This window comes from Chryseosolibacter histidinae (assembly GCF_018598225.1).
Taxonomy (GTDB): Bacteria; Bacteroidota; Bacteroidia; order Cytophagales; family Cyclobacteriaceae; genus Chryseosolibacter; species Chryseosolibacter histidini.
Genome location: NZ_JAHESF010000008.1, coordinates 119,288 through 138,063, shown reverse-complemented (window position 1 = coordinate 138,063; position 18,776 = coordinate 119,288). Strand labels below are relative to the sequence as shown.

19 protein-coding genes are annotated in these 18,776 nt (G+C 50.5%); 8 read left to right on the top strand and 11 right to left on the bottom strand.

Annotated features, from left to right (window positions below):
• Positions 1 to 113 precede the first annotated feature (113 nt).
• A complete protein-coding gene (locus KK083_RS10350; RefSeq protein WP_254163148.1) occupies positions 114 to 524 on the top strand; it encodes a response regulator in 411 nt (136 codons plus the stop codon).
• 254 nt (positions 525 to 778) lie between these two features.
• Positions 779 to 985: a hypothetical protein gene (locus KK083_RS10345; RefSeq protein WP_254163147.1), complete on the top strand. Its 207-nt coding sequence runs from the start codon at positions 779 to 781 to the stop codon at positions 983 to 985.
• Positions 986 to 1,082: 97 nt separating this feature from the next.
• Here the strand turns inward: KK083_RS10345 and KK083_RS10340 are convergent, their stop codons facing one another.
• Positions 1,083 to 2,114, bottom strand: coding sequence for an RluA family pseudouridine synthase (locus KK083_RS10340; protein ID WP_254163146.1), 1,032 nt, complete (start codon positions 2,112 to 2,114; stop codon positions 1,083 to 1,085).
• 173 nt (positions 2,115 to 2,287) lie between these two features.
• Between KK083_RS10340 and KK083_RS10335 the strand changes: the two genes are divergently transcribed.
• Positions 2,288 to 3,148 carry a hypothetical protein gene (locus tag KK083_RS10335; RefSeq protein ID WP_254163145.1) on the top strand — a complete coding sequence of 287 codons (861 nt, stop codon included), beginning with the start codon at positions 2,288 to 2,290 and terminating at the stop codon, positions 3,146 to 3,148.
• A gap of 172 nt (positions 3,149 to 3,320) precedes the next feature.
• On the opposite strand, the gene KK083_RS10330 is transcribed toward KK083_RS10335, so the two are convergent.
• The 4 genes from KK083_RS10330 to KK083_RS10315 all read right to left on the bottom strand — a co-directional run bounded on the left by KK083_RS10330 (position 3,321) and on the right by KK083_RS10315 (position 7,414).
• The gene (locus KK083_RS10330) at positions 3,321 to 4,661 is read right to left on the bottom strand and encodes an MATE family efflux transporter (RefSeq protein WP_254163144.1); all 1,341 of its coding nucleotides are present in this window, start codon (positions 4,659 to 4,661) and stop codon (positions 3,321 to 3,323) included.
• A 213-nt stretch (positions 4,662 to 4,874) separates the two neighbouring features.
• Complete coding sequence (gdhA, locus tag KK083_RS10325) at positions 4,875 to 6,230, bottom strand: NADP-specific glutamate dehydrogenase (RefSeq protein ID WP_254163143.1); 1,356 nt, start codon at positions 6,228 to 6,230, stop codon at positions 4,875 to 4,877.
• Between the two features lie 216 nt (positions 6,231 to 6,446).
• Positions 6,447 to 6,857 carry a DUF6691 family protein gene (locus KK083_RS10320; RefSeq protein WP_254163142.1) on the bottom strand — a complete coding sequence of 137 codons (411 nt, stop codon included), beginning with the start codon at positions 6,855 to 6,857 and terminating at the stop codon, positions 6,447 to 6,449.
• On the bottom strand, positions 6,854 to 7,414 hold the full coding sequence (locus KK083_RS10315; RefSeq protein ID WP_254163141.1) for a YeeE/YedE family protein: 561 nt from the start codon (positions 7,412 to 7,414) through the stop codon (positions 6,854 to 6,856). Before KK083_RS10315 ends, KK083_RS10320 begins: the two co-directional genes overlap by 4 nt.
• A gap of 82 nt (positions 7,415 to 7,496) precedes the next feature.
• On the opposite strand from KK083_RS10315, the gene proC reads away from it, so the two are divergent.
• Positions 7,497 to 8,294 carry a pyrroline-5-carboxylate reductase gene (gene proC / locus KK083_RS10310; protein WP_254163140.1) on the top strand — a complete coding sequence of 266 codons (798 nt, stop codon included), beginning with the start codon at positions 7,497 to 7,499 and terminating at the stop codon, positions 8,292 to 8,294.
• Between the two features lie 91 nt (positions 8,295 to 8,385).
• Here proC and uvrA read toward each other — a convergent pair whose 3' ends face one another.
• Both uvrA and KK083_RS10300 read right to left on the bottom strand, forming a co-directional pair.
• Positions 8,386 to 11,223 (bottom strand): excinuclease ABC subunit UvrA, encoded by a 2,838-nt coding sequence (uvrA, locus tag KK083_RS10305; RefSeq protein ID WP_438834719.1) that lies wholly within the window; start codon positions 11,221 to 11,223, stop codon positions 8,386 to 8,388.
• Between the two features lie 109 nt (positions 11,224 to 11,332).
• Complete coding sequence (locus KK083_RS10300) at positions 11,333 to 11,725, bottom strand: hypothetical protein (RefSeq protein ID WP_254163138.1); 393 nt, start codon at positions 11,723 to 11,725, stop codon at positions 11,333 to 11,335.
• A gap of 175 nt (positions 11,726 to 11,900) precedes the next feature.
• On the opposite strand from KK083_RS10300, the gene KK083_RS10295 reads away from it, so the two are divergent.
• Both KK083_RS10295 and KK083_RS10290 read left to right on the top strand, forming a co-directional pair.
• The gene (locus KK083_RS10295) at positions 11,901 to 12,551 is read left to right on the top strand and encodes an RNA polymerase sigma factor (RefSeq protein ID WP_254163137.1); all 651 of its coding nucleotides are present in this window, start codon (positions 11,901 to 11,903) and stop codon (positions 12,549 to 12,551) included.
• 7 nt (positions 12,552 to 12,558) lie between these two features.
• The gene (locus KK083_RS10290; protein WP_254163136.1) at positions 12,559 to 12,705 is read left to right on the top strand and encodes a hypothetical protein; all 147 of its coding nucleotides are present in this window, start codon (positions 12,559 to 12,561) and stop codon (positions 12,703 to 12,705) included.
• Between the two features lie 3 nt (positions 12,706 to 12,708).
• Here KK083_RS10290 and KK083_RS10285 read toward each other — a convergent pair whose 3' ends face one another.
• On the bottom strand, positions 12,709 to 13,269 hold the full coding sequence (locus tag KK083_RS10285; RefSeq protein WP_438834720.1) for a 3-keto-disaccharide hydrolase: 561 nt from the start codon (positions 13,267 to 13,269) through the stop codon (positions 12,709 to 12,711).
• Between the two features lie 238 nt (positions 13,270 to 13,507).
• Between KK083_RS10285 and KK083_RS10280 the strand changes: the two genes are divergently transcribed.
• Entirely contained in the window at positions 13,508 to 14,689 is a 1,182-nt protein-coding gene (locus tag KK083_RS10280; protein WP_254163132.1) for a glycosyltransferase family 4 protein, read from the top strand.
• On the opposite strand, the gene KK083_RS10275 is transcribed toward KK083_RS10280, so the two are convergent.
• Together KK083_RS10275 and KK083_RS10270 are read right to left on the bottom strand one after the other, a co-directional pair.
• Positions 14,690 to 15,418, bottom strand: a complete 729-nt coding sequence (locus KK083_RS10275; RefSeq protein WP_254163130.1) for a LytR/AlgR family response regulator transcription factor — start codon at positions 15,416 to 15,418, stop codon at positions 14,690 to 14,692. It abuts the gene before it with no gap.
• Positions 15,415 to 16,449 carry a sensor histidine kinase gene (locus tag KK083_RS10270; protein WP_254163128.1) on the bottom strand — a complete coding sequence of 345 codons (1,035 nt, stop codon included), beginning with the start codon at positions 16,447 to 16,449 and terminating at the stop codon, positions 15,415 to 15,417. Before KK083_RS10270 ends, KK083_RS10275 begins: the two co-directional genes overlap by 4 nt.
• Before the next feature lie 200 nt (positions 16,450 to 16,649).
• On the opposite strand from KK083_RS10270, the gene KK083_RS10265 reads away from it, so the two are divergent.
• Entirely contained in the window at positions 16,650 to 17,417 is a 768-nt protein-coding gene (locus tag KK083_RS10265) for a DUF3108 domain-containing protein (protein ID WP_254163126.1), read from the top strand.
• 128 nt (positions 17,418 to 17,545) lie between these two features.
• On the opposite strand, the gene KK083_RS10260 is transcribed toward KK083_RS10265, so the two are convergent.
• On the bottom strand, positions 17,546 to 18,739 hold the full coding sequence (locus tag KK083_RS10260) for a Gfo/Idh/MocA family protein (RefSeq protein ID WP_254163251.1): 1,194 nt from the start codon (positions 18,737 to 18,739) through the stop codon (positions 17,546 to 17,548).
• Positions 18,740 to 18,776 lie beyond the last annotated feature (37 nt).

The following is an 18,776-nucleotide window of genomic DNA, read 5'->3' as shown; positions in this document are numbered from 1 at the left end:
CCGAGCCGGGTAGGGCCTGTGTTGCGGCCCGCGAAATCATGTTCCGGATTTGAGCGACATTCATATCAGGTTTAGGTTAAGTTATTGTTCAAGGCAAGCGCTTGGCAAATTTTATGAAGATACTTGTGGTTCACAGGCAGAAAATGGTCATTGACCAGGTAAAGTCAGTACTGCAGGACAACTCTCCGGTTGTCATACACACCGACTCGGGTTTGGATGGGCTCCTAACCTCTAGAATCGAATCCTTCGACTTAATTATCTGCGGTACTGACCTGCCTGTAATCACGGGTTTCGAGCTTGTGCGTTCTATCCGCACAAACTCTGTTAACAAAAACGTTCCGGTCATCTTTATTGCCGACCATGTCGATGCCAAAACAGAGCACCTTGGCAATGCGCTCGGCGTAGCAGGCATGATGGCTGTTCAGGATGTAAATATCCGGCTGGCCGACCTCGTGCAGGAACGTGTGAAACCCGAGCCCGATAGAAACTGGGACGACATTGTGCTCAAGTCCCGTTTGAATTAGCATTACGAGAGCAGGTACCTGATCGTAACAGATCATGTGTCTGGAAGGAAGACCCCCTCTCCCTCTCTCTTCTTTTCTTTCCTAACTCATAAAAAAATGGCAGGTCAACTGCCTTTTTTTATTGGTGTACGCCAGGAAATTTTCCCTTCGGCCAGGAAATATTACCTGCGTGTTGTATTTCTGTTAACACCCTTCTTACCCCTTGAACCTCAAGCCTTTAATTTCCGATATTTGTATTGTCAACCACTACGACAATGACAACAACGATCAACCAGAAACACCAGATCCTTGAGTCGCTGGATGCGCTGGATCAGGCTCAGGCGGAAAAAGTAATGGACTACATCAAAGGTCTGTTATACACGCCCCGCGAAGATGCCCGCTACCAGAAGCTGAAACGCGAAGGGATGAAGGAGATCCGCAAGGCGTTGGGCAAAGACAAAAAACTGAACCCGGCCTTCTAAAACGGTCTTTCTTTCATCCGGTCACATGCAAAATGATGCGATCACCGCATCAGAAGGGACCTGTCACCCTGAAATTTTCCCCTCATCCCCCAGGCCCCTAGTTATACTTTACGTAGTGCTCCCACTTCTCGATCACATTTTCAAAATCTTCGGGCAACGCTGACTCGAATCGTAAGAACTTTTTCGTTTCCGGATGAACGAACCCCAGGGTTTTGGCATGAAGCGCCTGGCGGGGAATGATCTTGAAACAATTCTCAACAAACTGTTTGTACTTGGAGAACACAGTGCCCTTCAGCACCTGGTCGCCGCCATACATTGCATCGTTGAACAACGTATGGCCGATGTGTTTCATGTGGGCTCTGATCTGGTGCGTGCGGCCGGTTTCAAGCCTGCACTCCACTACCGATACGTACCGGAGGTCCTGCAGCAGTTTATAATGTGTGATGGCATGCCTGCCAAAGTCGCCTTCCGGGAAAGCTGTTGTAACCCGCCTGTCTTTCAGGCTCCGGCCTACGTGCACATCGATGGTGCCTTCCGGCGGATTGGGTACACCCCACACCAGCGCCCAATAAGTACGCTCGATGCTGTGGTCGAAGAACTGTTTGGCGAGATGCGTCAGCGCACTTTCAGTTTTGGCGATCACCAGCAGACCCGACGTGTCTTTATCGATGCGGTGAACCAGTCCGGGCCTTCCATCGTTGCCGGGCATCTGCGGAAGGTTCTGAAAGTGATAAGCCAGCGCATTCACCAGCGTACCGCTCCAGTTCTGGTAGGCCGGGTGCACCACCATGCCGGCCGGTTTATTGATCACCAGCAGGTGGTTGTCTTCAAACACGATGTTGAGGGGAATGTTCTCAGGCACAACCTCGGTGTCGCGTGGCGGCTGCGGCAGCGAAACCGTGATCACATCGGCAGGATGCACCTTGTAATTGGGTTTTATGGCCTTTTCGTTCACCCGTACAAACCCCAGGTGAATACCGTCCTGGATCTTGGTGCGGGTTACATTAGGTAAACGATCCATCAGGAACTTGTCGATCCGAAGCAGCGTCTGACCCGGGTCGGCGACGATCCTGTGGTGTTCAAACAACTCATCGTCCTGGTCGTCGGGAATAATCTCACTTTCACTCATGGCGCAAAGGTATGAACAACCCACAACATAATTGCCGCTCTCCCCTTCAAACCTCCTTCTGCCGATGATGAAAATCCTGGTATTGGATTTTACTTCCGATTGGTGAAAATAAATTGTTTATTCACCGCCTCAACGATCGTGTTTTGAAAATGCGCTGTATTTTTTTAATGCTCATGCTTGGTGCCACCCTGGCGTGCTCCCAGAAAAAAGCGGAGAAAGCAGATTCCGATATTTTTCTCAATGGCCAATCACTGGCAGAGGTCACCAGCAAGAAGCTCCATGAAGCTTCGGGACTTGCTGCCAGCGTCAACAACCCCGGCATGCTCTGGACTCACAACGACAGCGGAAATGGCGCCGATGTTTTTTTGATCGATCAGAAAATGAACATCAAACTCACCTGCACACTGGCGAAGGTAAAGAACCGGGACTGGGAAGATATCGCTGTCGGCCCAGGACCAGAGCCCGGCAAGAACTATGTGTATGTTGCCGATATCGGCGATAACATGGCGCGGCATCAATATAAAATGGTCTACCGCTTCGAAGAGCCGGTGCTCGATCCGGCACAACAAAAGGTCACCATCACGCAATTCGATACCATCACCTTTCAGCTCGAAGGTGAGGTGAAAGACACCGAAGCCCTCATGGTCAATCCGCGGAACAAGAATATATACATTATCTCCAAGCGTGAGAAACCTGTGTACCTGTACGAGCTGAAATATCCGTATTCCACCAAAGACACTTTGACGGCGACTCAGATCACCGCGCTGCCGTATAGTTACATCGTGGCAGCCGATTTTTCTGCCGATGGCAAAGAGGTGATCATGAAAAATTACAAGAACGTCTATTACTGGAAAGTGGACGACCGCCCCATTGCCGACGTGCTGAAAGGAAAGCCTTACATTCTCATCTACAAAGAAGAGCCCCAGGGCGAAGCCGTCACCTTTGCACACGATGGATCGGGGTACTACACACTCAGCGAAAAAGTGACGGGAGAGAAAAGCTATTTGTATTTCTATCCGAGGAAGAGTAAATAGTCCACGGTCCACAGTCGACTGTCCACAGCAGCGTGGTGTAAAAATGACGATTGTCTATCTAATGCCGATGGGCTACTAACCTCCGGCTATTGACCACTGACCATGGACTGTAGACCAAATCCTGGACGTCACACTGCATTGCTGTGGACTGTGGACCGTCGTCTGTGGACTCTTACATCATCTTCTTACCCTTCCACCTTCCCGACCTCATATAAAAGAACGCCATCGTGAACATCGATAGCCAGTACACCCATTCCGAAGCCCAGCCCCAGACGATGGACATGTTGAAGTACTCGAGCGTGAGGTAAACGTAGAGACAATAGATCACGATGGTGACCAGCTCGATGCCCAGGTTCACAGACGTGTTACCCGTTCCTGTTACGGAGTTGAGCCATATCGTTCCGAAAGACATCATGAGCAGCGCCAGCGATACGATGCGGATCACGGGAATGGCATCGCGGATAAAATCATCGCCCTGCCCGTAAAACGACAGGAACCATTCCGGCCGGTAATTCAGCATCAGGAACAGGATGAGCGAGATCGAAAAGCTGACCGTCACAATCCGCCTGATCAAAGGCAACACCTCGTCTTCTTTTCCCTGGCCGATGATATTGCTCACCATGGTGTTGGCCGCGGAGGCAAACGCCCATGAAAAAATACCGAACAGGCCGAAAATATTCCGCATGGTGTTAGAGATGGCCAGCGCCCTTTCGCCATGATGCTCGATGAGAATGTAAAAATATTCCCAGCTCATGATGCTGATGCCATACTGCACGATCAGCGGCGAAGACTTGACGAGAATGAGCTTCGAAACAGCGGCATCCCATTTAACATCTTCGAAGAATGCGAACGACTTGTGAATACCCTTGAAGTGGATCACAGCGTAGATCACCAGCAGCCCTGTTCCTTCGGCGATAATGGAAGCGTAGGCCGCGCCGTTGAAGCCAAGCTCAGGCAATCCGAGCTTTCCGTAGATCAGCCCGTAATCCAGCACAATGTTGGTCACAGCCTCTGAAAGTGTTCCCCAAACCAGGAACCGGGTTTGATTGGTTCCTACCAGCAGTGCATTGCGCATCGCATACAGGTAGAGCAACGGAAGCCCCCAGATGCGGATCATCAGGAAGTCGATCACCTGCTCGGCAATTCCCTTGTCGTGGATGGTGGCGCGCAAGACACCCGGAGCGGCCGTATAGGTGATCAGGATGCCAAGACCGGCAATGGCAAGGGCGATCCATACGCCGTGAAAGAAAAGTTTACCGATCTCTTTCGGCAGATTCTGACCTGCTCTGCGGGCGATCAGCGCCTGCAGTCCGTTGTTGAGTCCGTTGCCAACAACGGCAAAGATCAGGTAGTAAACACCGGTAATACCCGCGCTGGCCAGCTCCTGCTGCCCGAGACCGCTGAGAAAGATGTTGTTGGTGATAAAGTTGATCTGTGGCACCAGCATCGCCAGCGAAATAGGCAATGCAAGTCCCAAGATCTGACGGTAACCTGTTCCAATCCTGAGCTCCATAAAATCTTTGCGGGAGCAAAGCTAAGAATAGTTACAGGTTGCCGGTTACCAGTTGCCAGTTTAATGAGGTGTAAACTGGTACTTTTCTGCTCCGACTCAAATTAAGACATAAGACTCTGAACGCGATCTTTCATTGCCGTATGTCTCTCGAGTATTGAACTTAAGAAGTAAAAAATTGAAACCCAACCTGAACTGGCAACCGGTAACTGGCAACTAGATCACCCCCTGCGCCTGCATCGCCCTGGCTACCTTCAAAAATCCTGCGATGTTGGCACCCACCATGTAGTTGCCCGGTTTGCCGTATTCTTTGGCGGCGGCGAGACTGGTATCGTGAATGTTTTTCATGATGCCCTGCAGCTTGGCGTCAACAGCCTCGCGTGTCCAGTGGTCGCCCATGAAGTTCTGGGTCATCTCCAGCCCTGACGTTGCAACGCCTCCCGCATTGGCAGCCTTGCCGGGAGAATACATCACACCATTGTCGATCAGGATGTTGATACCCTCGATTGTAGTGGGCATGTTGGCGCCTTCGCCCAGCAGGGTGACACCGTTCTTCACAAGGTTGTTGGCGTCTTTGCCGTTCACTTCGTTTTGGGTTGCGCAAGGGAATGCGCAGTTAGCTTTGATAGCCCACAACGGGTTGTGATCGGCTTTTTCGTCCAGGTCTTTGTAGACAACATTTTTGAAACGTTCGGCGTATTCCTTGATCCTTCCCCTGCGGTTGTTCTTGAGATCTTTCAGGAACTCGAGCTTCTCCATCGAGAAACCGCTTTCGTCATAGATGAATCCCGAAGAGTCGGATGCCGTTACAGCTTTTCCACCGAGCTGAATGATCTTTTCAATGGCATATTGCGCCACGTTACCAGAGCCTGAAACAAGGCAGGTCTTTCCCTTGATCGAATCGTTTTTGGTTTGCAGCATGTTCTCGGCAAAATACACGAGACCATAACCTGTTGCTTCTGTGCGGATGAGGCTTCCTCCCCAGCCAATACCCTTCCCGGTAAGCACGCCGGTGAACTCGTTCTTGATCTTTTTATAAGCACCGAACAGGTAGCCGATCTCCCTTCCGCCCACACCGATATCGCCGGCAGGCACATCAAGGCGATGGTTGATGTGACGCGCAAGCTCGCCCATGAATGCCTGGCAGAATTTCATGATCTCATTTTCTGATTTGCCTTTCGGATCGAAATCGCTTCCGCCCTTACCACCGCCCATGGGTATACCGGTGAGCGCATTTTTGAAGATCTGCTCAAACGCGAGGAACTTCAGAACACTGGGAGTCACTGACGGATGGAACCGCAGCCCTCCCTTGTAAGGACCGATGGCGCTGTTCATCTGCACACGATAGCCGCGGTTCACCTGCACTTCACCTTTGTCGTCGAGCCACGTTACGCGGAACGAGATCATACGTTCCGGCTCGAGCATCCGCTCCAGTAACCTGAGCCGCACAAACTCAGGATTCTTCTCCAGCACGGGAGCAATGGAAAGGATCACTTCTTCTGCGGCCTGGACGAACTCGGGTTCATGCGGATTGCGCGCTTTTACAATGTTGATAATGTCTGCTGGGTTCATAGGGATGTTTAGTGTGGGTACAAGTTAGGAGAAAAAGTAGGCAGTAGGCAATTGACAGTAGGCAAAAAGTCCACGGTCGACGGTCTACAGACCACAGGCGACTGAGTTAAATCGATCTTTCGTTGAGCTACGTCCCGATAACTAATCTCGGTACGAGATACGATGTAGGGAACGATCCGGCCGTGGACCGTCGACTGTGGACCGTGGACTCTTCTCTCAATCAGGAAGGTGGTCTTTCAAATACCCGAACGTCCAGGTTCCGAGGGCGGCCGATAGGAAGACAACGATCACCACAAGATAACCTGAGCCGATCTGTGCATAGAGCGGGCCCGGACACGCGCCCGTGAGCGCCCAGCCAAAGCCGAAGATCAATCCGCCGAACACAACACCGTGATGGTATTTTTTGACAGGCTTTTCGATCAATTCGCCGCTGGTGGTGCGAAGCCTGAGGCGCTGGATGAGGAGGATCGAAAGGGCACCCACAGGTACAGCCGTCATAAAAATGCCATACATGTGAAAGTTCTGGAAGTAAAACATCTCCTGCATGCGATACCACGAGATAGCTTCTCCTTTTGTGAGCGCTAAACCAAAGACCACGCCTACCAGCAGGTATTTGATATTTTTCATAAGGCGAGGATGTAAGGAAGAACAAAGTGACTCACGATGATGCCGCCAATGAAAAAGCAGGCGGTGGCTACGAGCGATGGCCATTGCAGCGCCGACAACCCGAGGATGCCATGACCCGATGTGCAGCCTCCGGCGTAGCGCGTACCGAACCCTACGAGGAATCCGCCGACAACCATCAGCAGAAATCCTTTTGCCGTGATCAGGTTCTCCCAGTTGAACAATTCCTGCGGCAGCAATCCTTCCACATCGTCGAGTCCCCAGCTGAGAAAAAGATTTTTGGTTTCCGCTGTCACCGCTACTGGTTCAGGATTGGCAAACACATATCCACCGAGGAAACCACCCAGCAGGATGCCCGCAGCGAAAAAAAGATTCCAGCTGTCTTTCTTCCAGTCGTAATGGAAGAAGGGAATCTTCGCCGGGTAACAGGCTGCGCAGATCTGTCTGAGTGTAGAAGAGATGCCGAGTTTTTTGTTGCCTAACAAAAGTAAGGTAGGAACTGTGAGACCGATCACAACGCCCGCCACATACCAGGGCCACGGTGCATAGAAGAATTCCATCGTTTACGAAGTTTTAATTGGCACTACGTAAGGTGAAGTACGTGAAAGTATTTTAATTTTCGTATTCTCAATCAGACGCAACATGAAAAACTCGAAGATAGCGATCATTGGCGGCGGCAACCTGGGTGCTGCCATTGCCGAAGGCCTGATCAAAAGCCAGTTTGTAACGCCCGCGCAGATCACCGTAACGCGCAGAAATGTGGAGGTGATCCAGCATTTGAAAACGATGGGCGCGCAGGTCACGTCAGACAATAGTGCAGCCATCCAGGGAAGTGAAGTGATCATTGTGGCGCTGAAGCCTTACAATGTGAAAGAAGTGCTCGAAAGCCTGAAGCAGAACTTCGATCCGAAAAAACACATCGTGATCAGTGTGGTGACCGGTGTATATCTGAGAGAGCTTGCGGCCATTATAGATCAGGGCGTGCCGATCTTCCGCGCCATGCCTAACACTGCCATTGCCATCCAGGAGTCAGTAACGTGTCTTTGTCATCTTGGCGCTTCGGCCGAGCAGGTGAAATATGTTACAGACCTGTTCGATCAGCTCGGCATCACCATTGCCATCGATGAAAAATTGATGGATGCTGCAACGGTACTGGGCGCGTGTGGCATTGCCTATGCCCTGCGTTTTATCCGCGCGGCCACACAAGGTGGGATCGAGATCGGCTTCGATGCAAAAACAGCCAACCTTATTGCCGCTCAAACAGTGAAGGGTTCAGCAGAGCTGCTGCTGAAGCTCAACCGCCATCCGGAAGAAGAGATCGACAAGGTAACAACACCGAAAGGTTGCACCATCGTAGGCCTGAATGAAATGGAACATCAGGGCTTCAGCTCTTCGCTGATCAAAGGCATTTGCGCGTCGTTCGATAAAATAGTGAAGTAAATGCTTGTCTCCCGCAGATTCCGCAGATGAGCGCAGATAATGTATCATTAGAATTCTGCGTTAATCTGCGTGATCAGCGGGAAACTGAATTTTATTTCAGCTTGTCCTTTAGGAATTCAGCTGTATACCCTTTCGCTTTTTTCACCATCTCTTCAGGAGTGCCGGCAAAAAGCAGGTTGCCGCCTTTTTTCTCGCCGCCTTCAGGGCCGAGGTCGATGATCCAGTCGGCGCACTTGATCACTTCAAGGTTGTGCTCGATCACGATCACGGTATGGCCTTCGTCAACCAAGGCATTGATGGCTTTCAGCAGCTTGGAGATATCGTGAAAATGCAGACCGGTAGTAGGCTCGTCGAAGATGAAAAGAATGTTGCCTTCGGCGGAGTTCTTTCCCAGGAAGGAAGCAAGCTTCACACGCTGCGCTTCGCCACCACTCAATGAGTTCGAAGATTGTCCCAGCTTCACGTAGCTCAATCCCACGTCGTTCAGCGGCAGGATCTTGTCGTAGATGCCTTTCTTGTCCTTAAAGAAATCCAGCGCATCTTCCACCGTAAGGTCGAGTATGTCGGCAATGTTCTTGCCGTTCACTTCCACTTCGAGGATCTCCTGCTTGAAACGTTTGCCATTGCAGCTTTCGCAGCGCAGGTAAATGTCGGCCATGAACTGCATCTCTACTTTGATCTCACCTTCACCCTGGCAGGTCTCACAACGGCCGCCCTCTACGTTGAACGAGAAGTGCGACGGTTTGTAACCACGCTGTTGTGACAACGGCTGGTCGGCAAACAGCTGGCGGATAATATCGTATGCTTTTACGTAGCTGATGGGATTGGAACGAGATGATTTACCGATGGGGTTCTGGTCAACGAACTCCACCTGTGTAATGCGCGATACGTCGCCTTCAAGCTTGTCGTATCTTCCCGGTGTCTCGGCCACGGTGCCGTTGATCCTTCCCACGGCAGGGTAGAGGATCTTTTTAATGAGGGTAGATTTGCCCGAGCCGCTCACGCCCGTAACAACGGTGAGCGCACCCAGCGGAAATTTGACAGTAAGATTTTTCAGGTTGTTTTCCCTGGCGCCAACCACGGTAATGGAATCGCTCCATTTTCTTCTCATGGTGGGCACGTCTATCTTTTCACGGCCGCTGAGATAATCGGTGGTGTGTGATTTCACTTTGCCGTTCAGCTCCTTGAGCGTTCCCTGGAAAACCAGGTGGCCGCCGTGGCTTCCGGCATCCGGACCGATGTCGATGATCTGGTCTGCCGCCCGCATGATCTCCTCTTCGTGCTCAACAACAATCACGGTATTGCCCAGGTCACGCAGCGACTTCAATACTTCCACCATGCGCGCGGTATCTTTCGGATGCAACCCGATGCTGGGCTCGTCAAGCACATACATTGAGCCCACCAGCGCACTTCCCAGTGAAGTTGCCAGTTTGATCCGCTGATACTCTCCACCCGACAGAGTTGACGTAATGCGGTTCAGCGTGAGATAACCGAGCCCCACCTTTGCCATATACGCCAGGCGGCTTTTGATCTCCGTGAGGATCCGCTCCGAAACCTTTTGCTCGTACTGCGGCAGCTTCAGTTTTTCAAAGAAAGCCAGCACGTCTTCGATGGGCATCAGCACCAGGTCGGTGATCGAAGTGTCTGCGATCTTCACATACTGCGCATCTTTCCGCAACCGGGTACCCCTGCAATCAGGACAGTTGGTTCTTCCGCGGTAACGCGACAGCATCACACGGTACTGGATCTTGTATGTTTTCGATTCGAGGTGTTTGAAAAAATCGTTGATGCCATCAAAATATTCATTGCCGGTCCAGAGCAGGTTGCGCTGTGCCGGCGTGAGCTCATGATAGGCGCGGTGAATGGGAAAATCGAACTTGATACCGTTCTTCAGCAGCGGCTTCTGCCACTCGCTCATGGCCTCGCTGCGCCAGGGTGCGATGGCTCCTTCGTAAACAGAAAGTGTTTTATCGGGGATGACCAGGTCTTCGTCGATGCCTAACACCTTTCCGAAACCCTCGCAGGTCTGGCAGGCACCATAAGGATTATTGAAGCTGAAGAAGTTTACCGAAGGTTCTGTGAACTTCATGCCATCGAGCTCAAAGCGGTCGGAGAACCGTTGGGTTGCCTGGCCTTCGGCATATACGATACAATCGCCCTCACCTTCAAAGAATGCCGTCTGAACAGAATCTGAAAGGCGGAAGGCGGTATCTTCGTCATCAGGGTTTACCGAAGCCCTGTCGATCAGGATCTCGATGGTGCCCTCGATCTTGGGGGCTTTTTTCTTTTTGCCGTTCTCTTCCGGGTTGATGAGCTCTTCAATGAACTTCATCTCGCCGTCTACCAGGATGCGGGCAAACCCCTTGCTGAGCAACAGGTTGAGCTCGTCGGCTATTTTCCTGCCTTTTTTAAGATGAAGGGGGCAGGCCACCATTACCCGGGTGCCGGCAGGGAGCTTGTTGATGGTGTTCACCACATCGGTCACAGAATCGCGACGTACTTCTTTGCCGCTTATAGGCGAATAGGTTTTACCAACGCGGGCAAAGAGCAGTTTGAGATAATCGTAGATCTCGGTGGTTGTGCCCACGGTAGAGCGCGGGTTGCGGGTATTCACCTTCTGCTCGATGGCAATGGCCGGTGATACGCCCTTGATATAATCGACGTCGGGTTTCTCCATTCTGCCGAGGAACTGGCGGGCATAGGCACTGAGGCTTTCCACATACATGCGCTGGCCTTCGGCAAAGAGGGTGTCAAAAGCCAGTGAAGATTTTCCCGAGCCTGATAACCCTGTGATTACCACCAGCTTATTACGCGGGATGGCCACGCTCAGGTTCTTCAGGTTATTGACCCTTGCTCTCTTGATGATGATGTATTCCCGGGGGTCGAGTTCGTCCAGATGGGTATCGTTCAAAGTAATTGTTTCGCTCACTTGGGTTGTTCTTGATTTTAAAGCCCTTTCGGGGCATACGGTACGGGTAAAACGAGAACACCACCCGGGTGGATGGTGTTCATTTTATTAAAATTTTTTCCAGTCGGTTTTAATTGTCAAAGTCTGGGTCATAGCTGGCTTCCCGGCTTTTGCGCGATCCGCCTTCTTCGTCATAGTCGTCTTCGCCGCCGCTGCTGTAATTGTCGCCAGCGCCAAAGTCATCATCATCCCCCCCTGCTGCGTCAGGTCCGCCGTCAAATTCCTTTTCAGGATTTGATTCCACATCGTATTCTCCTTCACTGTTTTTGGTTGCCGGCACCTTAATAAGGTAGGTGGCATCTTCTGTTTCCAGGGGGAATACGAAAATAGGCTCCTTCTTCGCGTTGGTGATGCGCGTAATGCTGCTTTCGTAGCCGTTTGGATATTGATCCCTCAGCAATTCTTTTAAATCGTCCGACAGGTTCTCAAGGCTTTTAATTACTTTCTTTTTGCTGACTGGCATAGGGTATTTTCACAAAAAATCAGGTGACAAATACCTAAAGAAATTGTATAGAAGGCAAGAATTTTTAAAAATTTTTTTGCACTGTTCCGGAATATTTCTATCTTTTCAATCTCAATTGTAACCAAACCCACGCAATATCGAAGGAAACCTCTACGTTACCTAAATGTGAAGCAGAATGATTGACAAAGGATTCAGCGACAGCCAGCTCGTGTCGCTCTATCAAAACGGTAACGAAGAAGCTTTCGAAATGCTCTTGCACCGACACAAATCCAAAGTCTATACCGCTATATACCTGATTGTAAAAGATCGGTATACAGCTGAAGATTTGTTGCAGGAAACATTCGTCAAAGCAATTAATACCATCCGCGGCGGACGGTATAATGAGGAGGGGAAATTCCTGCCCTGGATCAGCAGAATAGCGCATAACCTCGCTATTGATCACTTCAGAAAAGACAAACGTTACCCCGAGGTAGTATTGGAAGACGGGAGCCGGCTTTTCAACTCTATGGATTTTTCCGAAGATTCAATAGAGGCGAAACAAATGCTGCGCGAAACGCGGACCAAGCTGAGAGATTGTATCAAAGAACTGCCCATAGAACAGAAGCAGGTGCTCATCATGCGGCATTACCTGGATATGAGCTTCCAGGAAATTGCAACCCGCACCGGTGTCAGCATCAACACAGCGTTGGGAAGGATGCGTTATGCCCTCATCAACCTGCGTAAGAAGATGACGAAAAACAGAGCCTATGATAAAAACTTTTACCCAAACGGATTTGATTCGGTATTTATACCGAGAGACTACGGAGGAGGAGAGGACGGAGATTGACAAAGCGTTGATCTGCGACAATGACCTGATGGCGTTATACAACGACCTGTGCTCGATGATGAAGGAGATGGATGAAGCACAGTTGCAGCCTTCCGCTGCCACCGTGCTCAATATCCTCAGCTATTCACGCAATACGCAGCCGAAACGCCAGTAATCATTATAATTTCTGAACCCGGATGTTGCGCCAGCGTACCCTGACGCCACCTCCATCGTGGATCTGCAGGGCAATTTTGCCATTGCTTGAACCGATTTTTTCATCTTTCAGGGTAATCATCTCCTGTCCGTTAAGCCAGGTTGTAACATTATCTCCCTTTACACGGACGGTCATCTTATTCCATTCGCCTTCTTTCAGGTATTTCTCCTTTTCAGCATCGGGTTTGATCAGCCAACCCCGGCCATACGACTCATAAATACCCCCAGTGCTGCGGTTCAGCGGCGCCACCTCTGCCTGCCAGCCGGTGATCTTTGTTCCATCAATAGAGCTGTGGAAAAACACACCGCTGTTGCCGTTCGATTCCTGCTTAAACTCAAGCGTGATCTCAAAGTCTTTGAACTCGGCATCAGTGGCCAGGTAGCCATACTGTTTGTCAGGACCGCTTTCACAAACCAGGTCACCATTCTCCACAAACCACTTTTCAGTTCCGTAAACCTTCCAGCCGGTGAGGTCTTTGCCGTTGAACAATTTTTTTTGTGAAAACCCCACCAACGAGGTCAGCATGAGCGCCAGTGCGCATACGAAGATCCGGATCATATGAGTTAGTTTAAAGTTTAAGATTTAAAGTTTCAAGTTAGAAGTTTAAAGTTCAAAGTTGTGGAGGTGCAATGTCTCCAGGCTTGGAAGTTGTTTACTAGCTATTATAAGAAAAACCTTTATGGTTAAGAAACCCTTTGTCAAAAGTTTCAAATGGCGCCCGCCAGAAAGCTGATTCCTTCCCCTGATTTCTTTTATTTACATCATGAAAGTCCTGCTCCTGCACCAGCATTTTAACACGCCCGCAGAGGGTGGTGCCATCAGGTCGTATTACCTGGCCAAAGCCCTTGTAAGCCAGGGCATGCAGGTGGTGGTGATCACCGGCTATAACGGTCAGGGCTACCGGGTCAGAAACGTTGAAGGTATTGAGGTGCACTATCTGGCGGTGGCTTATGAGAACCGTTATGGATTTTACCGGCGCAGCGTTTCTTTTATCAGGTATCTGCTGGGCGCAGTAAAGCTGGCGGCAAAATTCAGGGACGCAGATGTTTGCTACGCCATGTCTGTTCCGCTCACGATAGGGCTGGCTGCGAAACGCATTCAAAAGCGATTTGGCATCCCGTTCATTTTTGAAGTGGGCGATCTGTGGCCCGACGCGCCGGTGCAGATGGGTTTTATCAGGAACAGGTGGTTCTGTAATATGTTATACCGGCTTGAAAAAAACATCTACCGCTCGGCTGACTCCATCGTGGCTTTATCTCCGGCCATTCAATCGGCCATCGCGCAAAAAGTACCGGGCAAAAAAATCCACCTCATCCCCAACATGGGCGATACGGATTTTTTTAAACCTGTGGATAAAGACCCTTCGCTACAGCGGAAGTTTGGCGTGGAAGGAAAATTTGTAGTGTCTTACACAGGAGCCTTGGGTATCGCTAATGGCCTCGATCGTTTTTTGCAATGCGCGGCGGCAAGCCAGGAGACGAAGCTATCCATTCATTTTCTCTTATGCGGTGCCGGCGCCATGTTGGGTCACCTGCAGCAGGAAGCGGAGCGGCGGAAGCTCAGGAACCTCACCATTTTGCCCTTTACCCATCGTGACGGCGTGCGCGAGATCCTGAGCGTTACCGATGCTTCGTTCATCAGCTATCAGCCCGTGCCGGTGTTGGAGACTGGTTCGCCCAATAAATATTTCGATGGCCTCGCTGCTGGTAAGCTCATCGTTGTGAATTTCGGGGGATGGATCAGAGACGAGATCGAAAACAACTGCGGTATTTACGCGCCAACCCCGCAGGCTTTTGTAACAGGCATTTCGCCGTTCGTGGAATCGCCCGAGCTGCTAAAGGCCTACCAGCAAGCTTCACGAAATCTCGCTGAAAAAAAATACTCACGTGAGCAGCTGAGCAAAGCTTTCGCCACCATTTTTCAGGCGTATGAACGTAAACGGTAACTACTCGCCAAAATCCTTTCCGGGGAAATAAGTTCTGATGCGGTCCAGGAAATTCTTTTTGTAGGTGATGCCGATGGGAATGATCTCGCCTTCGATCTCGAGCTCGTTTTTGCTGATGGTGCCCACGGAAGGAATGAAGACGATGTAAGAGTTATGCACCCGGATGAATTCCGGAGGCAGCTCGGTCTCGAGGTTTTTCAAGGTCTGCAGGCTCATGATCTTTTTGTCGCGGGTATAGATGGTAACATACTCGCGGGTGCCTTTGATGAACAAAATGTTTTTCAGCTCCACCTTCACCAGCTTGCTGCCATCCTTTACGAAAATAAAATCCGGACGGCCCTGCGTTTTTTCCGCGGGATAGACCGGACCACTTTTTTCCAGGCGCAGCGTAAGTTTGTTCACAGCTTTCAGAAAGCGGTTGAAGTCGAAAGGTTTCAGCAGGTAATCCACCACGTCGAGCTCAAAACCTTCGAGGGCGTATTCTGAAAACGCTGTGGTGAAGATCACACACGGTCTTTTATCAAGGGTTTTCAGAAAGTCGATGCCGGAGATATCGGGCATCTGGATGTCCAGGAAAATAACATCCACGGTTTTTTTGCTCAGCGACGGCAACGCACCGAGCGCGCTAGAGTAGGCTCCTTCGAGCTTCAGGTTGGGAAGCTTGGCGATGAACTCGCTCAGGAGCTCGCGCGCATAAGGCTCATCATCTATTACCAGGCAGCGGATCATGCGCGGTTCAGGGTCAAAGAGATGCTGAACAGGTCGTCCTGGTCAGTGATCACCAGCCGGTGTTTTGCCGGGTAGCTCAGCTGCAATCTTTTCTTCACATTGTCGAGGCCGAATCCTGACCTGAGGTTCTTGTTGGCCATCTTCAGCTTTTTGTTTGATACATCATACCGTATGGTGTCGTCAGTGATCACGATCCTTACATCGATCCAGCATTTCTCCTCCTGGTCGCTCACGCCGTGTTTAAAAGCATTCTCCAGGAACGTGAGCATGATCAGCGGGGCCACCTCCACCTGTTGTGGATCGCCTTCCGTATAAAAATTGATCTTGAAGGCCTGGTTCAGCCGGATGCTCTCCAGGTGAATGTAATCATTCATGTATTCTATTTCTTTTTTCAACAGCACTTTTTCTTTGTTGGCATCATAGATCATGTAGCGCATGATGTTCGAGAGCCTGATGATCACATCCGTTGCCCGTGCCGAGCCTGAATACACAAGGTAGTTCAGGTTGTGCAGGGTGTTGAACAGAAAGTGCGGGTTGATCTGTGCCTTCAGGTAATTGAGCTCCGCCACCAGCTTTTCATTTTCAAGCTGATTGCGTTTGTTCTCCAGGTCGAACCAGTTGACGGTGAACCGGATCATGCCGGTAAACAACAGGAACGAGAGCGTATCCCACAACGTGCTCACCACCCGCTCGGGTTTAATGGTCTTGTAGTAGGCTTCATTACGGAAAAGGTCGGCAAACACCAGGTTCTCGGCATGCAACCGCAGCGTGATCACAATGGCGATCAGCGGCAGCAACTTCAGGAAATAAGGCGCGGGCCTTTTGTCTTTCAACCAGTTTGGAAGGATAAAGAAATAATGAAGGTAACAGGCCATGATGTTGAACGCCATCGGAAGGCTCACATAGAGGATGGCCTTCCGATAGCCCAGGTAAGCTTCCATGTCATACACCCTGTAAGAGAAATACAACAGCCAGAAGGAAAGGTGAAGCAGGAGGATCTTCTTTTCGCTCAGGAAGCTTTTAACGCGCATAGTGTTATAAAGTACGGGCTTGCCACGGCAATCGCCGGAATTATTCTACCGATCTGTAAAAATATTCAACGGATCACACAAAATACATCATGGATTAAAATGCTTGACCGGCGGGCCAATTACGCAAGCTGGCTGATGCATTGTATGGATTTTTCAGATCCCAGGTCATGGCATTGCCGTTCTTGCCAAAAACTTAAAACATGAAACGACTTTTATTACAAACACTTCTGCTGATAGTAGCATGCGCTGAAGTATCGGCACAGGCGGACACCATCCGTCTTGCGGATAACGATCTCGACATGTCTTACCTGAAAGAAGGCCTGCACCAGTATCTGGTCTATTTTGAAAATCCTAAAAAACAAAAGATCACCGGCCAATCCCTTTGGAACCGGCAGGTGCGCTTCAAACAACACCAGGGAAACGATGTGATCGAGATCGAGCAGCGATGGTACAGCAGCGATACCACATTTAACCGGTATGTTTACTCGATCAGTCAAAAGCGCAACTTTCAGCCATTGTATCACTACACCAAAAGCACACGGGGTACGGGGGCCTTTAATTTCACCACGAAACAGATCACCGGTGCCGATTCCGTAGAAGTCAATGACAAGAAAGACCTGCGTGTGGAGACGCCCGTTGCCACGTTGAACTGGGAGCTCGACCTGGAGGTATTCAGCACGTTGCCCATCAAAAAAGAAGGACAGCGCTTCCTGATCAATTTCTACCACCCCGGAGGACCCGCACCGAAGTATTACGAGTATAAGATCGTTGGTTCGGAGAAGATCCACGGCTCCGACAATCAGGAGATCGCCTGCTGGAAAATGAAGATCGATTACGGCGAAGGCAACTGGGCCATCTTCTGGATCAGCAAACGCTCAAGAGAGGTGTTAAAGATGCAGGAGTACTTTAAGGGGAACTACCGGTACAAGGTCAGGTTATCGACACCTGTCCCTCTAACGAAACTGTAGGGATAAAAAGGAGCCAGGAGTAAGAAGCAAGGAGTAAGGAGCGCTTGATGTAGCGACTCATGTCCGGGGTACCATCTTGAGTTGTATACATCCTCCCCCTCCTTACTACTTACTTCTTACTCCTTTTCTCATGACAAGACTTTCTCCGAAATCTTGCCCGATTTCTTATTCTTCAAGATCACCTTCTTCGCACCATAATGCGTTACCTCTTCTTTCACCAGGTAATGGTCTTTGTCGTATTCCTGCAGGTGGCTGTCTTTGCTGACGCCGGTCCTTCCACGCCACACTTCGAGCTGCACAGGCTCCCACTGTTTTGTTTTGGCCGATTTATAGGCGGCATCCAGTACCGCGTTTACTACATAACCATCGTAAAAAGTTTCTTTGGGCTGTGTTCCATTCTCCATCGCATTGAACATATCGGCAAACATGTGGTTATAACCGAGCTCGTTCAGCTCATCGCCCACGGGAAACAGCCAGCCCGAATTGCTCTCTGCTTTTTCGGCGATGTAGTCGCCACCTTTGCCGGTGGTAAACATTTCGAAGCCTGTTCTTAAAAAGCTGTTCAACCAGATGGTTCCTTCGGTGCCCATCACTTCATCGCGAAGGTCGAGCCCGCCGCGGAAGGTCCAGCTTACTTCGAACTGACCGATGGCACCGTTCTCATATTTCACAAGGCCGATGGCGTGGTCTTCAGCGTCGATGGGTTTCACCTGTGTATCGGCCCAGCACATCACCTCCACGGGTTTAATGTCTTTGCCGATGTAGCTGCGGGCTATCTCCACGCAATGGCAGCCGAGGTCCAGGATACATCCGCCTCCTGCCTGCTCCAGGTCCCAGAACCAGTCGCTGTGTGGGCCAGGATGTGTCTCGCGCGATTTTGCCCAGAGGATCCTGCCGAGCGCGCCATTCTTCACACTATCGAGCGCCTTCAGGAACTTCGGGGTGTACACAAGGTCTTCCAGGTAGCCGTTGAAGATGCCGGCTTTCTCCACCGCTTCCAGCATCCGTTTGGCTTCGGCTCCGTTTCTTCCCAGCGGCTTGGTGGTGATCACGGCCTTTTTGTGTTTACAGCAAAGCATCACAGCCTCTTCGTGCAGGTTGTTGGGCAGGGAGATACAAACCACCTCCACTTCAGGGCGGTTGATGGCTTCTTCCATGTTGGTGGTGGCGAAGGGCACTTTGTAATCTGTCGCAAATTTCTTCGCGCTTTCTTCTCTGCGGGAGTAAATGGTAACGATCTTGTCTTTGCTTCTGTAACCCTGAAGCGAGTCGGCGTAAAATCTTCCGATGAAGCCGGAACCAAGCATGGCTATTTTCATGATCTGGTAATTATTTAAGTGGTAGAAAGTATCTGGATTC